Genomic DNA, 15,233 nt, shown 5'->3' with positions numbered 1-15,233 from the left:
CCTTGCGTTTTTTTCCCCAAGGCCAATCCTGATCCATGACCCTTTCATCCGCTTCTTCACCCCGCCTCATCCGCATCGCCGCTGCCCTGTTGATCGGCCCGGACGGTCGCACTCTGGTGGTCCGCAAGCGCGGCACCGAAGCGTTCATGCAGGCGGGGGGCAAGATCGAAGCCCATGAGCAACCGGTCCACGCGCTGGCCCGTGAACTGGAAGAAGAATTGGGGCTGGTCATCGACCCGGCACACGCCACTTATCTCGGGCAATTCTCGGCACCGGCCGCCAATGAGCCGGGTTTTACCGTCCAGGCCGAACTCTTTCAGCTGACCATCGATTCAGACGTATCGCCTGCGGCGGAGATCGAAGAGGTGCGCTGGATCGACCCGGCCACTGACGGCAGTGTCACGCTGGCGCCATTGACACGGGACCTGATCCTGCCGTTTTATCGTGCCTTGTTAACCGAAACTGCCTGATTATTCCCGGACAAAGGACTGCCCATGATCCCGCTTCAAGACTTGCTGATCTTCGCCGCTGCCGCATTGCTGATGGTGCTGACGCCGGGGCCGAACATGATCTACCTGATCTCCCGTTCGATCTGCCAGGGGCGCAAGGCCGGTGTGACTTCGTTGCTCGGTGTGGTCGCGGGTTTTTTCGTGCACCTGTTCGCGGCGGCTGCCGGTTTGACCGCGGTGTTTCTGGCGGTGCCGATGGCCTACGAAGTGCTGAAATGGGCCGGCGCGCTGTATCTGATGTGGCTGGCCTGGCAAGCCGTCAAACCGGGTGCGCGTTCACCGTTCGAAGCGCAGCAGTTGCCGCCGGACTCGTCGCGCAAACTGATCACCATGGGCTTTCTGACCAGCGCCCTGAACCCGAAGATCGCGGTGTTTTATTTGTCGGTGTTTCCGCAGTTCATCACGCCTGAGCATGGCTCGGTGTTCACTCAAAGCATCACTTTGGGTCTGACCCAGATCAGCGTCAGTTTCAGCGTCAATCTGCTGATCGCGCTGTTCGCCGCGGGCATCGCCTCCTGGTTCGTCAACAACCCGTCCTGGCTGGCGGTGCAACGCTATTTCATGGGGTTCGTGCTGTCGGCGCTGGCGGTGCGACTGATGCTGGAACAACGACGGATGGCTTGAACATGTGGATTGAACGGCTTGATGCCAGTCATGCTCTGGATTATCGGGCGCTGATGCTCGAAGCCTATGACCTGCATCCCCAGGCATTTACCTCCAGCGTGCGCGAACGCGCCGTGATGCCGTTGAGTTGGTGGGAATCACGCCTGACCAGCAAGCTGGACGTGGTGTTCGGCGCGTTCGAAGACGGTGAGCTGGCGGGCATCGTCGGCCTGGCGTTCGAGCCCCGGGAAAAAGCCCGGCACAAGGCGACATTGTTTGGCATGTACGTGTCGGGCAAGGTCCGGCAGCGCGGGGTCGGTTATCACCTGGTGCAGGCCGCCCTGGCTGAAGCGCAGGACCATAAGGGTCTGAAGCTGATCCAGCTGACCGTCACCGCCGGCAATGACGCCGCGTTCAACCTGTACCAGCGTTGCGGCTTCATCCAGTTTGGCCTCGAACCGCTGGCGGTGCGGGTGGGTGAGGACTACTTCGACAAGATCCACATGTGGCGCGAGCTCTAAAGATCACCGAAATCCCTGTGGGAGCGAGCTTGCTCGCGATGGCGGTTTAGCATGCAACATTTGTATCGACTGACACACCGCTATCGCGAGCAAGCTCGCTCCCACATTTGATTGCATTCCAGTCTGCAAACGATCAGCGAACGGCGCTGACGCCGTCGAGTGTCGAGAACGATGTGTCCTTGGCTGTCAGCAGGAAGTCGCGCATGTACGGCGCATCCAGCATGTCGGCGCGAATCCCGGCGTACAGCGTCGCAAACAAACCTTTCTCGCCCAGCCGCTTGGCCTTCACATAACCCCGTGAGCTGTATTCATGCAGCGCCCAATGGGGCATGCCGCACACGCCGCGGCCGCTGGCCACCAATTGCATCATCATCACCGTCAGTTCCGACGTGCGGACCTGCGCCGGTTCGATATCGGCCGGTTCCAGGAAACGGGTGAAGATGTCCAGCCGATCACGCTCCACCGGGTAGGTGATCAGCGTTTCGGTGAGCAAATCTTCCGGGACGATGTAGGCCTTGTTCGCCAAACGGTGCTGATTGGCGACCGCGAGCATCGCTTCATAGGTGAACAATGGCACGTAAGTGATCCCGGCCAGTTCCAGCGGGTCGGAGGTCACCACCAAATCCAGATCGCCACGGGCCAGCGCAGGCAGCGGGGCGAATGAGAACCCTGAGGCCAGGTCCAGTTCGACTTCCGGCCAGGCATCGCGGAACTGGTCGATGGTCGGCATCAGCCACTGAAAGCAACTGTGGCACTCGATCGCCATGTGCAAACGCCCGGCGGTGCCACCGGCCAGCCGCGCGATATCGCGCTCGGCGCCGCGCAGCAATGGCAAGGTCGCGTCGGCCAGTTGCAGCAGACGCAAACCGGCGCTGGTGAAACGCACCGGTTTGGTCTTGCGCACGAACAGTGGCATCCCCAGCCGTTCCTCAAGCTCCTTGAACTGGTGGGACAGGGCCGACTGCGTCAGGTGCAAGCGGTCGGCCGCATCCACCAGGCTATCGGCTTCGCGCAAGGCGTGCAGGGTCTTCAGGTGACGGATTTCAAGCACCGGGGGCTCCATGAGGAAAACTTGTGATCAACACGAAAAGGTTGAGTTTGTCTCATGTTGGGTTGGCTGTCGACAATAGCGCCATGTTTTACGACATCTTTTATAGGGAGAAACTCACCATGGCTCTGGCCCACACTCTTGGTTTCCCGCGCATCGGCGCTGACCGCGAACTGAAAAAAGCCCTCGAATCCTACTGGAAGGGCGATCTGGATCAGGACGCGCTGAAAAGCGTCGGCCGCCAATTGCGCGCCACCCATTGGCAATTGCAGAAAGACGCCGGCATCGACCTGCTGCCCGTGGGCGACTTCGCCTGGTACGACCAGGTACTGACCCATTCCTTGACCTTCGGTGTGATCCCCGAGCGTTTCGACAGTGCCAAGGACTCGCGCGGCCTGCCGACCCTCGACACCCTGTTCGCCATGGCCCGTGGCGCCACGGCTGCCTGCTGCGGCGGCGAACACAGCAAAGCGCAATACGCCCAGGAACTGACCAAATGGTTCGACACCAACTACCACTACCTGGTCCCGGAGTTCACCGCTGACCAGCAGTTCAAGCTGAGCTGGGAACAGTTGTTCGACGAAGTCGACGAGGCGAAGGCCCTCGGCCACAACGTCAAACCGGTGATCATCGGTCCACTGACTTACCTGTGGCTGGGCAAAGCCAAAGGCAACGACTTCGACAAGCTCGACCTGCTGGAACGCCTGCTGCCGATCTACGGCGAAATCCTCGGTCGCCTAGCCGCTCAAGGCGTTGAGTGGGTGCAGATCGACGAACCGATCCTGACCCTCGACCTGCCACAGGCCTGGAAAAACGCTTTCGAGCGCGCCTATCACATTCTTCAATACTCGCCGCTGAAAAAACTGGTGGCGACCTACTTCAGCGGTCTGGAAGACAACCTCGGCCTGGCGGTCAGCCTGCCGGTACAAGGCCTGCACATCGATGCGGTGCGGGCGCCGGATCAACTCGGCCAGGTGCTGGACCGTCTGCCGACCTACAAGATTCTCTCGGTGGGCCTGGTCAACGGCCGCAACGTCTGGCGCTGCGAACTGGAGCAAGTCCTCGCTCAACTGCAGCCGGCCCAGGAACGCTTTGGCGACAACCTGTGGGTCAGCAGTTCCTGCTCGTTGCTGCACAGCCCGGTGGATCTGGATCGCGAAGACAAACTCGACCCGGAACTGAAAAGCTGGCTGGCATTCGCTGTGCAGAAGTGCGGCGAAATCGCCGTGCTGCGCGATGCTCTGAACGACCCGCAATCCCCCAAGGTACAAGCTGCCCTCGCCGAAAGCCGCTCGATTCAGGCCAGCCGCGCCGAGTCGCCGCGCATTCACAAAGCCGAAGTCCAAGCGCGCATTAACGCCATCAGCGCCAAAGACAGCCAACGTCACTCGCCGTTCGCCAAACGCATCGAGCAGCAACGTACGCGGTTGAAACTGCCGGCATTCCCAACCACCACCATCGGCTCGTTCCCGCAGACCGGTTCGATTCGTCTGGCACGCCAAGCGTTCAAGCAAGGCAAGCTGTCGGCCAACGATTACACCGACGCCATGCACAGCGAAATCCGCCATGCCGTGCAAGTTCAGGAACGCCTGGGCCTGGACGTGCTGGTTCACGGTGAAGCCGAACGCAACGACATGGTCGAGTACTTCGCCGAGCAACTGGACGGCTACCTGTTCACCCGTTTTGGCTGGGTGCAAAGCTACGGTTCGCGCTGCGTGAAACCGGCGATTATCTACGGCGACCTGAGCCGCCCGAACGCCATGACCGTCGACTGGATCACCTATGCACAGAGCCTGACCGACAAGGTCATGAAAGGCATGCTCACCGGTCCCGTGACCATGCTGATGTGGTCATTCCCGCGCGAAGACGTCTCGCGCAAAATCCAGGCGCAGCAGTTGGCGCTGGCGTTGCGTGACGAAGTGGTGGATCTGGAAAGCGCCGGCATCAAGATCGTGCAGATCGACGAAGCCGCATTCCGCGAAGGCTTGCCGCTGCGTCGGGCGCAATGGCAGGAATACCTCGATTGGGCGGTGGAAGCCTTCCGCCTGAGCGCATCCGGTGTGCGGGACGAAACCCAGATCCACACCCACATGTGCTACAGCGAATTCAATGACGTGATTCAGTCCATCGCGGCGATGGACGCCGATGTGATCACCATCGAAACCTCGCGCTCGGACATGGAATTGCTGGAGGCTTTCGAAGCGTTCGACTACCCGAACGATATCGGCCCGGGCGTGTATGACATCCACTCGCCACGGGTGCCGGACACGGCCGAGATGGTGAAATTGATGAGCAAAGCCGTGAAGCGCATTCCGGCTGAGCGGTTGTGGGTGAATCCGGATTGCGGGTTGAAGACCCGGGCGTGGCCGGAGACTGAGGCGGCGTTGGTGAACATGGTGGCGGCGGCGCGGCAGTTGCGTAGTCAGTTGGCTTAAGGCAGGCAAAGCTGACGGAACGATGGTTCCGTACAGCCAGTGCGCCGCAAGCCTTTCATCACTGCAATGGATAGACCCGCCGACTGCGAGGTCGGCGGGTTTTTACGTTTAAGCTTTACTCACCTGAATCCACGCCATGTCCCAATCGTTACCATAGCCACTGGCCTCAAGGCTGTCGATGTACAGCGTCAACTGTGGCGTGGTTGAGCTGAAAGCGATTGTAAGGTTGTTCAGGGTTGCTGCCCCAATGATCCAGCTCTGTCCCACTGTCTGGTCGGTGCGTAGCCTGATGTGTGGTATCACGAACGGAGCGGGCCGAGGATCAAAACGTGCTATCCGAATCGTAAAGGTGTAGGTGACATTGGGTTGCAGGTTGTAGAACGTCTTGTACAGCAAGACTCCACTGGACTGGTAGGTATAGGTGTAGTTGTTGAGTACGTATTGCCCATGATTGACATGTAAGGTCAGGTCCCGGGGCTGAATGGCAGTGCCCGCTACCCAGCCGTTGAAGTGGCGATTGTTGAAATTGGTGATATCGGTCGATAGCCCCTGTTGCACCGTGAAGGTGTAGGCGAGCGAGATTTTATTACTGCCATCGGTGGTCCGTGCGGTAATGGAATGACCGCCCAGCGAGAAGTTGCGCGCCGGCAGGGTCCAACCTCCGGTATCGGTGGTCGTGACCGGTCCCAGCAGGATGCTGCCATCGTAGATATTGATCCGATGTCCTGGTGAGGCCGAGCCTTTGATGCTGATATTGCTCTGGTAGTAAGTGCCACTGTTGTTCGGGATCGTCGAGCCGCCAGCCTGTACCGAGTCGATGATGGGCGTCTGTGATTCCTGCACGGTAAAGGCCCAGATAGCGGAGGGTCGATTGGTACCGGGGGTCTGTACGGTGAAGCTGTACGAGCCCGGCGCCAGGGGGGTGATGGTGTATGACCAGGTGCGCCCGTCGGTGGAGGTTGGTGTGGCGACAATCACGCCGTGGTTGCGCAGTTCTACGGGGACACTCACCCCGGCAGTGCCCGTCAGTGTTGCACGGGTGGCGAATGTCTGGCTGTTGCGCGCAATGTCGTTGCCGTTGCCGTCTTTGACTTCAGTGATGTCCGGGTTCGGAATCGGCGAGCCGATGTTCAATCGCAGCCGCTCCGAGACCCGTTGGGTTTTGGTAAAGGGGTTGGTGACGGTATAGACCAGCTCGACGGTGTTGTTCCGATTGGCTAGCAGTTTCTCGAAGGGCACGGTTTGCGTAAAGTCTATGCCCACCATTGCAGGCTGTACTTCTATGGGCGGTGACGACCAGGAGTCCTGCTGGTTGGCCCCGATGAAGTCGAGCCTGATGATGTGCAGGGCGCGCATGCCGGGATAGGGTTTGATGGTGACCACGGCACCGTTGGGTACCTCTTCGGGGATCAACACACCGTCTTTCGCGTCGTTGACTTCCGGTGGCGGCAATTGGGCCGTGATGTCGCCGATTTCCAGCACCAGGGTTTCGGAACCCACGTCTTCAGTGTCTGTGCGGCGGACGGTGTACTCGACCAGTACCTTGGCCCCTTCCCATTTTTCAATATGGTCTTTGGGTACGGTGAACTCGATGTCCTTGTCCACCATGTCCTCGCCAACGATGCTGGACGTTACGTAGAGATCTTCAATGCCTGACGCTGTTATGACGTACCAGTAAACGAGAATGAGATCGTCGAGAATTATGGCGCCAGGCTGGCTTTTCACGATCACGTGGGCCGGGTCGGTGTCTATCGCGACAGACCCCCCTTTGGCTTCAGGCACCTCAGGTGCCGCCAGCTTCAGGGGCATGCCGATCATTTTGGCGTAGGTCGTGCGTGAATAGCGCGGGGTGGCGGGCGTGGCGGCTTGGGTCAGGCGGTAGTCGACTTTGGCGAAACCTCGAGCAATCAGGTGGACCGGGTAATAGTCAATCATGAACGAGTGAGAGCGGGTTTGTGCGGTGGGTTTCCATTGCATATCCACGGGGACCTTGCGGCCACCAGCGCTGACGCCCCGCCAGCTCAGGTCCACCACGTCTCCTGATTCAAAACGGACCTTCGACGAAGTTACAATTGTTTCGACGTCTTCACCGAGCAGTGCATCAAGGTCGAGCTGTTGATCGCCATCCGCCTGGTCGATAACCGGGGCTTCGAGCAGCACGAGAGAAGGGTCGAACAGGAAGAAGATCGGAGGCGCATTGGCAGCGCTGTGATTCTCCACCACGTCCTGAAGGCGATAAGTGAGCAGCAAAGGATTTACGGGGGGCAGGTTTGTCAGGATGCTTTTAGGGATCGTGAACTTTATGGGCTTGCCAACCTGGCCGGTAGTGACCAGGGGTAGCTTGATCTCTATATCTCCCCACAGGACAAAAATGGTGGAGTTCTTGCGCATGTTCTCGTAGGGCGCGATGGTGATGGGCACCCCGTTGTTGTCGTCCAGATAATCCTTGGTAACGCCGTTATCGAGGATGTCCCGCTCCACCTCGATAGACGCCAGTCCCTGATGGTAAGGCTCCTTCTCATCCGGGTCGGGTCCGCCGGGCAGGGTGGTTTTGATCAGTACCTTCAAGGGCGGTGAGCGTTCGTAGTCACCCCCGGCATTGCTGATTCTGCGTACGCCGACAAGCAGCTCGCACACGCCGTCGGGCAACTGATCCTTTTTGATGGTCGGGAACAGCCGATTATCCACTTGAGTGACATTGACAGTGTCACTCACAAGTGTGATCGGGTTCCCCGGCGAGTAGATCGCTTCAATAATCCATTCATCGCCTTCCGACATGCTGAGCCACGGGTCGATAACTACATTCAGCTCTGTTGGCTGGCCTTTTCCGTCCAGAAACGCGAGTCGATTGATACCACCGTGGACACCCTCATCTGCTGGCAGGTTGGGGATAAACCCGGATATCAAGAGCGGATCAATGCTATTGACTCTGATATCGCCGGGTTTTGGCAGAGGGGGCAGCAGGTCAATTTGCCGTGCTTTGACGGGGGCGTCGGGTGTGTTGAAAACGCTCATGGCGGATTACCTCTGAATAGGTGGGTAATGGGAGTCAATCGATTCTGCGGGTGTTGCCGACAATGAAGACCTGGACGTACTTCGAGCGTCGGCGTTCGCCGCTGGCGGTGACTTGCGTATACGCCACGTTGGCAAAACCACCGGCCAGGCGCTGGACCACGGCGTTGGACAGCTCGAAGGTCAGCGCTGTCTGGGAGGCAACAGTCTGAGAGTCGGTGAACGGCTGGGGCAGGCCTGCACGGGGCTCGCCTCGCCAGTCGAGTTCCACCACATCCGTTGGGGCAAAGACCGAGGCTGGGGTTGCGACCGTCACGCTGACGGAGTTGGCCCCTAGCGCAGTCATGTAGATGGCGTTGTCATGATCGGTTTCGGACACCACCGGGGCGGGCAGGCGTTGTGCGTGGTTGGCGTCCTGGATGTCGACCATCAACCCGACGGAGTGGTCAGAGGCCATGTTGCCCACCTCGTCTGTTACCCAGTACTGAAGCAAGGCCTGGCCACTACCGTCGGCCGCGATCATTTCTTGGGAAATCGTGAGCTCGACCGATTGACCGATCTCGGACTTTAGAACCTGGTGTGCGATGCGCCAGTCGACATACTGAAACGCTACGGTATCGTTGTGGCGCATGCCTTGCCAGGGCGCCACGGTGACAATGACGTCCTGTGTGCCGTCGATGATCGACGGAGTAATGACGGGGGCCCGCAATAACCTGTGGCCCGGGTATTCCGGTTGTGGGTCGATTCCCCCGGGCAGGTCGGTTTTGACGAACACCTCAAGATGCCCCGACTCCACGTTATTGACTCGGTAGAACCAGGTACTGAAACCCTCGGGAATGTCATTGGCCTGGATTCTTCTCAAGAGCGGATCGCCGTTATAGTCACTTGGCACTGTGAACCAGATGATCGGCAGGGCGGGCGAGGTCGGGTGGCGAATGAACACTTCCACCCGGTCACCGACGAAGACTTGTGTGGGGGGAATAACGATCGCCATACCATTGATGTTGCCACGGGCCAGCGTTCGGTTGATGCCGACATCCGCGCCTTCGATCACCGTGAGGGCGCCGGGTATATCAATCCTGCTCTCGCTCACGGTCGAGGTGGCAAACCGGGCCGGGCTATTTTCCACCAGTTGTTCGTCGGTACTCATAATGTGCTCTCGCGGCGGAGTGGGTAGCAATCCCGTGATTCGGGACATATGAGTGGTCGATTGAGAGCTTGAACGGAGAGTTTGACTACTGTCAGATGTGACAGGTCGGTGCACTTTTCGGACGAGTGGCAAGCTTCGGCCGTCCGCCGCAGGGGCATTACCCCCCCTGCGCCGGTGGGGTCAGAGGCTCTGGAAGTGCAGCAAGGCTAACTGCCTGCCGATGTCACCACGCCAGACAGGGTCGACCGGTGCACCGATTTGCGCCTGCGTTTGTTGCCATTGCAGGCCGAGCTGGCGTTGTTGCGCTGTTTTGAGGTGAGCTTTGACGAACTCGTCGAAGCGCGGTTGGGGCTTGTTGTAGTGAAAATGGGCATACCACAGGCGCTGTGCCGGAGTTTGTGTCAGGTCGAGCACTTCATATTCCTGCAGGAAGTCCCTGCGCCCGCCCACCGGGCGTGCGAGCTCCGTCAATACACCGTTCTTGCGAATCTGCACCGCACCCTGTTTGAGTAGATAGTCCAGATACCCTTCTGTTGGCGTCTGGCTGATGAGGGAGTGCTGGATGCGCAAGTCTCGTCCTTTGCGCGTCAGTTCGGCAGCCTTGTCGCGCAGTTGCCCGACGAGGGGGTCATGGGGGGCGAGGCGTTCGATCTGGCTGGCGCGCAGGCGAAGCTCGGCGGCTTCAGTGAGCATCATGTGTTCAAGGTCGACGGGCAGCATTTTTTGCCGGGCGTAGGCTTCGACCTTGTTCTGGTAAGCCGCCTGGGTGTTCAAGCGACTCCTTGCCTCCGTCAACAAAGGCCTGACATCAGTGTGGATTCGCTGTTGGCTGACCCGCACGGGATTATCCTGCAGACGGTATTTGCCGTGTGACCCTGGCAACCAGTTTTCGGTATAGCCATCGATGCCATTGAGCGTGAATCGATCCTGGCCGCTGATCACGTCACCGATCAACAATTGACCTTGCTCGGTTTCAAAGATCTTTTTCACGATAGGCCCGGCCGGCCGCGGCACAGATGTTTGTCTGAGGGCCTGGCGAGCTCGTTCGGCGGTTTTTTCTATGCCGTCCAGGAGCAGCGGGACATAGGTGAGATCGAAATGTTGGGGGTAGCTGGCCGTCCATGCGGTCAGCTCCTTGCGAAATTGATCGTAGGCCGCGAGACAGTCTTCAAGAAGCTTGTTGCGTTCGGCGTGGCGGGCGTTCACTTGGGGAAGACTGCGCTGGGTAGACAGGACCCGGTCGATCCTGGCCCGTGCGTCAGCCATTTGGGTTTGCAGATAGAACCAGGAGACATCATTAACCGCTTCAAACCGACTGACGACTTGCAAGTATTGACCTGTTTTCAGGTACTGCCGGTTCTCCGGCAGCAATGCGTTTGTCAGTTTGTCTTTTTCTGTCGTTACGATTTTTCGTTGAGCGTCATTGGTGATGCGCCTGCTCCATTCATCAATCTGTGCGCTGGCCGCGTCGATTAATTCCATCTCCTTGATTACCCCTATCCGCACATTTTTGCGCTGTTGCAGAAGGCTCAATATGGGTTTGTAGTCTGTACTGGGCAGAGCATCCGCCTGGTTCGCAAGGTCTTCCAGTTCGTCCAGGTGCTGAGCGATGCGCCTGGCGCTAAACCTCACCCGGTGCAGTGAGCGGTCCACTATCATCCAGGCCACTCGACTTTTTGCGTCTTTAATATCTGCCCGCTTGTTGCCATGGCTCAGCGACAACAGTTCTTCGAGTTCCAGGTAACTGGTTTTGGCCTGTTCTATTTCTTGCAAGCAAGCAGCGTCCAGTCGCTGGATTTGTGCCGTGTGGGTCTCAGGGGGGCTGCTTTGGTAGCGCTCCAGCGCCTCATTTGTGCGCTTGCTCAGGGTATTGAGTTGCTTAATCCTGGCATCGCTGCTGGCTGTCAGTGCTTGTTGGCGCCGAAAAACCCGATCAACCCACCAACGCGGCAGTCGCTCGCGGATGGCCGTCGGCCAGATCGGATCAAGCCTGTTGGCCAGGTAACTTTGTACCCCACCCCCTCCCGCCAGGCCGCCATTGAAGGCTGTCCCGTAAACGGCGAAGTGAGTGTTCCATTGCCCGCTGACATCGAGGGCTATGGGTTGTTTATAGCTTTTGAGCCGAGTCCCGCTCAGCCGCCAGGCCCCGTTATGCAATTCCACCTTGTAGATGATTCCGTACCTGACAATGAAGTCACCGTCGGCGTGACGATAGACATTGCGGTAGACGCCGTGCGTATCGGGTTGAAGGCCCGCCAGGGAAACGTGTTTTTCGTAGTGGTAGCCAGCGAATCGGGCCGCGACATGCCGGGCCTCTCGTGCCGATATCTGAGGAGCGGACGAGGCGGCAATGCCTCTGAACATTCTGCTCCACTGGCGATGAATCGTTCGTGTGCGGATTGCGCTGAGCCGCAAGTTGAAACCCGAAAGAAGGTCCACGCCTGCATCGATCAACGCCTGCAAAACCATGGTTATTTCAGCCATGCCACGCACGTGATCACCTTTGCGAAAGGCCGCGACGGCTTGATTGGCGCTGTTCCAGGCGTCATAGAGGCCGACACCGGTACCGATGATGGGCAAGACGCCAATGGCCATTTTCAAGTAGGTGAACACCTTCTCGCCGCTGACTGCGTATTGCTCCAGAAACAGTTCGCTGTTGGAGCGTGAGGTGTTGCGGTGAGCCAGGATCAGGCGGCCCATCTCGGCATCCAATAGATGGGCTGGCAATGAAGTGCTCTTGGGCCACGGGCGCCCAACACCGATGATCCCATCGAAGTTTTTCAGCACGGCCTGTGTGATGCGGGTCAGGTGATTCGCCTTTAGGCCGTCGAGGGCGCGCTCTGCCAGATAGTTGGCTATTTCACTGCCAAGGCACAGATCGAACAACGCCTTTCGGGCTTGCTCCAGACTGTTGTATCGGCGCAGGAAAACGCCGTCCGGGGTATCGGGCAGGTACAGCAGCGTAAGACCGCTGATTTGCTCCTCAATAAAGGTAATGCCCGACAGGGTGGTTGGCTTGTTGTCCGTATCTTTGCCCCCCGCGCTCAAGCACGCGGGCAGCAGTACGATCTGCTGGCCATTGGCGGACCAGGCCTGCGGCGTCGCAGCTTCAATGGCGATGCTCAGGATTTGCCATTCGGTGGCGTTGATTGCACCTCGCAGGAGGGCAAAGCGTCCCTGAATGGCGAGTTGCAAGCGGTAGGGTTCGAGCAGGCATTCGTGGTGGTATTCACGTTCGAAGGCCGATGCTGTCGCAGGTCCGCTGTAGGTGCTGCGTATCAGCTCTTCGTAGTGCTGCGCCAGATCAAGTTCCGGCACGAGGGCGCACAGGTACGACAGCGTGATGCCTTTGACCAGCGCCTTGCGCTCGGTATCGGAGCTGGCGGTGACTTCGACACGCATGAAGCTCAAACGCTGCTTGATACTGTCGTCGATGTTCAGCAGCGCCAGTTCATGGATCGACAGTTTGCTGCGGCTCTGGCTGGCGACCCACACGGTTTTGGTCGGCGTTCCCGGTGCGCCTGGGGCCACTATGAAGTGTTGTTCGGATGTCACCGCATCAGGAAGGTCCAATTGCACGGAGAAGCTGTGCTTGAGTGAGAAATCCTCGCGCAGCCGGGCATCGACGCGTTTGGCGGCGAAGCTACTGACCAGCGGCAAAGTGAGTTCGTGTAACGCGTGGGCGCGTTGCAAGGCCGGTACATAGCGTTCAATCAATGCATTGAGCTGCAAGCGTTCATCCTGTGACGCCTGGGTGAGCCATTGGGGGAACTGGCGGGTCAATTGTGCGCTTAGGTTTTGCTCGACGATCTGTGCGTAAGCGAGGTCCCGGTTCTGGTGGCTGGGCACCAGCAGGGCGGTAAGCGTCTGTTCGCGTAACTGTCCCAGTGCGTTCGCTTGTTGTGCGGGGTGGGAACTGATGGGGTATTGCAGCCGGATCTCGGCTGCGCGGCGTTCGAAGGTCGAGACTTGTTGATGCAAGCTGTACTCGAAAGGGTCGGTGTTGATCGGGGTCAGCTGCAACGCCGCGTGCCCGCCAGCGGCGTGCAGTTTAAACAGGGAACACTCCATTTCCCGGCGATTGGCGAACCGTTGCAAGCCTCCGCCAGCACCGGTGCAGTAGAGCAACAGGCTTTGCGTTGAGGACGGGTCTTGCAGCGTCGCTGTGTCGGCGAAAACCAGCAGTCCCTCCAGCTCCTGGCGCTGCGAAAGGGTTTCAATTTCGCGGGTTTCGCTGACCGATAATGTTACGCAGGCAGCGGCGCTGTGATCAGAACGATCGGCGCTGGCAGGCGTTTTCAACACCGCTTCAAGCAGGCTGTGTTCGGCGGTATTGATCTGATCCAGTTTGAGTTGGATGTTGGCCTCGGTTTGCAGGGCCTTGAGTCTCGCCTGGTAGAGTGCGGTGTATTGGGTGTTGATTGTCGAGGTATCGAAAACGCGCTCGCGCTCCAGCAAGGCGGATGCCGCTGTCATGGCGGCTTGCTCGGCCTCGTCCAGGGATGCAAACAGGGTCTTGAGCTCTGTCATTCGTGGATTGTCAGATGTCCCCGGATCGTTTTTTTTCAGCATGTTTTCGATGGCGCTGTATTGCTGTTTGAGTGCGGCCTTGCGCACGAACAAAGAAAATTCGTGCCCCGGATTACCGAGCGGGAAGGACGGGGCGAGCGCCTGATCATCCTGCTCGGGTACCGGTGCGGGGAGGTCTGGCGCTTCGGTAAAGCCCCCCGTTGCGCGGCGTTGTGCGTCGACTTGATCGACAGCGAGCAGTGCGTAGGCCGCCTGTTCGGCAATGTCATCGCCAAGGCCGGTGCTTGCGCTTTCCAGTTGAATGGCGTGCAAACGGTCCAGTAATTGGGCCGCACCTGCCTCCAGCGGGGCACTCGGGTTGTTGTAGTCGACGACGCTGTGACCGTCAGTCGTGACACTCCAGGGGATAGCGTGTTGATGCCTGATCAGCCAGCTGTCCAGTTCGCTGCGCTGACTAAAGTGCAACAGTGCGGGCCGGTGGGTGGGTAGATACAGCAACTGGTCGGTGGATTGTCCCCCGTAGAGACTGATGGCCAGCACACCGGGAAGTTTGGCAAAACGATTGTCACGGCGCTGCAGGGCCAACTGTTCGGCCATGACCCGCTGGCCTGCCACTTCGGATTTTCCATCGACGGGATCGAGGACCGCCAGCAGCGGCTTTAACTGCTCGGCACTTAACGCACCCTCGGCGAGGGCCAACTGGCCTGCAGCGTCAATGTGTGTGCGGTACAACCGGGCGACCAGATGCCGTCTTGATAATGGCGAGCCAATTGCCCGGCCGTTCCAGTACGTGTTCCAGCCGTCCGTCAGGCACTGCTTCAGGTCCAGGGCTTTGAGTTGTGTGAGCAGTTCGCCGGCAGCGGTGGAGACGTGTCGATGGCTGCGATCGATTCCCGCCATCCGACAGGGCGGGATACGCCGCGGGTCCAGATCCGGTTGTTGCAGGAGGAAGGCGCAGGCTTGCGTCAGGCTGCAACGGCGCGAAGAGCGCTCGGCGGTGGCCGGAAAAAACAGGCCGACCCTCTCGCCATCCAGATCCAGTTGCTGCTTGAGCGTTTGCGTCAACAGGTTGCGAACGCTTGGGGAGTTCGCCATGAGCTTGAGAATTTGCTGCTGGCTGTCTTGCCAGCGCTGCGAGGCCTGGAGGAACAAATGTTCATTCTGGATCGCCGGGACGGCGCCGGGTGCGAGGCCAAAATCGCTGAGGGTGGAGAGGTCGGGGTTGTGATGTTGTTCGAGCATGGTTGCCTGCTTCAGGGTGGACGGTTGGCAGGCATTGAATGCGAAGGGGCTCGGGAGGTGGTGGTACATAGTTATCGCATTGACCGCTCAGCGATCTTCATCAAACTGTCACGTAACTGTGGCAGCGCGCTTGAACAAACTTCATCAGACTCGCGCTCTACTGGAGTTCTGCGTTTCGGTGTT

General features: G+C 59.0%; 8 protein-coding genes. 4 read left to right on the top strand and 4 right to left on the bottom strand.

All coding sequences use genetic code 11. The features are described from left to right. The first annotated feature begins 35 nt into the window (after positions 1-35). The 3 genes from EAH74_RS06190 to EAH74_RS06180 are packed head-to-tail and all read left to right on the top strand — an operon-like array spanning position 36 to position 1,633. Positions 36-470: an NUDIX hydrolase gene (locus tag EAH74_RS06190; protein WP_140677037.1), complete on the top strand. Its 435-nt coding sequence runs from the start codon at positions 36-38 to the stop codon at positions 468-470. A gap of 24 nt (positions 471-494) precedes the next feature. Beyond that, complete coding sequence (locus tag EAH74_RS06185) at positions 495-1,133, top strand: LysE family translocator (RefSeq protein ID WP_033057445.1); 639 nt, start codon at positions 495-497, stop codon at positions 1,131-1,133. 2 nt (positions 1,134-1,135) lie between these two features. Continuing rightward, the gene (locus EAH74_RS06180) at positions 1,136-1,633 is read left to right on the top strand and encodes a GNAT family N-acetyltransferase (protein ID WP_140677035.1); all 498 of its coding nucleotides are present in this window, start codon (positions 1,136-1,138) and stop codon (positions 1,631-1,633) included. Positions 1,634-1,766: 133 nt separating this feature from the next. Here EAH74_RS06180 and metR read toward each other — a convergent pair whose 3' ends face one another. Next, on the bottom strand, positions 1,767-2,684 hold the full coding sequence (metR, locus tag EAH74_RS06175; protein WP_076028480.1) for a transcriptional regulator MetR: 918 nt from the start codon (positions 2,682-2,684) through the stop codon (positions 1,767-1,769). A gap of 119 nt (positions 2,685-2,803) precedes the next feature. Between metR and metE the strand changes: the two genes are divergently transcribed. Next, the gene (gene metE / locus EAH74_RS06170) at positions 2,804-5,116 is read left to right on the top strand and encodes a 5-methyltetrahydropteroyltriglutamate--homocysteine S-methyltransferase (RefSeq protein WP_140677033.1); all 2,313 of its coding nucleotides are present in this window, start codon (positions 2,804-2,806) and stop codon (positions 5,114-5,116) included. Positions 5,117-5,224: 108 nt separating this feature from the next. Here metE and EAH74_RS06165 read toward each other — a convergent pair whose 3' ends face one another. The 3 genes from EAH74_RS06165 to EAH74_RS06155 all read right to left on the bottom strand — a co-directional run bounded on the left by EAH74_RS06165 (position 5,225) and on the right by EAH74_RS06155 (position 15,119). Continuing rightward, positions 5,225-8,131 carry a carboxypeptidase-like regulatory domain-containing protein gene (locus EAH74_RS06165; protein WP_140677031.1) on the bottom strand — a complete coding sequence of 969 codons (2,907 nt, stop codon included), beginning with the start codon at positions 8,129-8,131 and terminating at the stop codon, positions 5,225-5,227. Between the two features lie 34 nt (positions 8,132-8,165). Beyond that, positions 8,166-9,278, bottom strand: a complete 1,113-nt coding sequence (locus EAH74_RS06160; RefSeq protein ID WP_140677029.1) for a hypothetical protein — start codon at positions 9,276-9,278, stop codon at positions 8,166-8,168. Between the two features lie 180 nt (positions 9,279-9,458). Further along, on the bottom strand, positions 9,459-15,119 hold the full coding sequence (locus EAH74_RS06155; RefSeq protein ID WP_205012901.1) for a dermonecrotic toxin domain-containing protein: 5,661 nt from the start codon (positions 15,117-15,119) through the stop codon (positions 9,459-9,461). Positions 15,120-15,233: the final 114 nt, after the last annotated feature.

The organism is Pseudomonas mandelii (genome assembly GCF_006438925.1).
GTDB lineage: Bacteria > Pseudomonadota > Gammaproteobacteria > Pseudomonadales > Pseudomonadaceae > Aquipseudomonas > Aquipseudomonas mandelii_C.
This window is presented reverse-complemented; position numbering and strand designations above follow the sequence as displayed.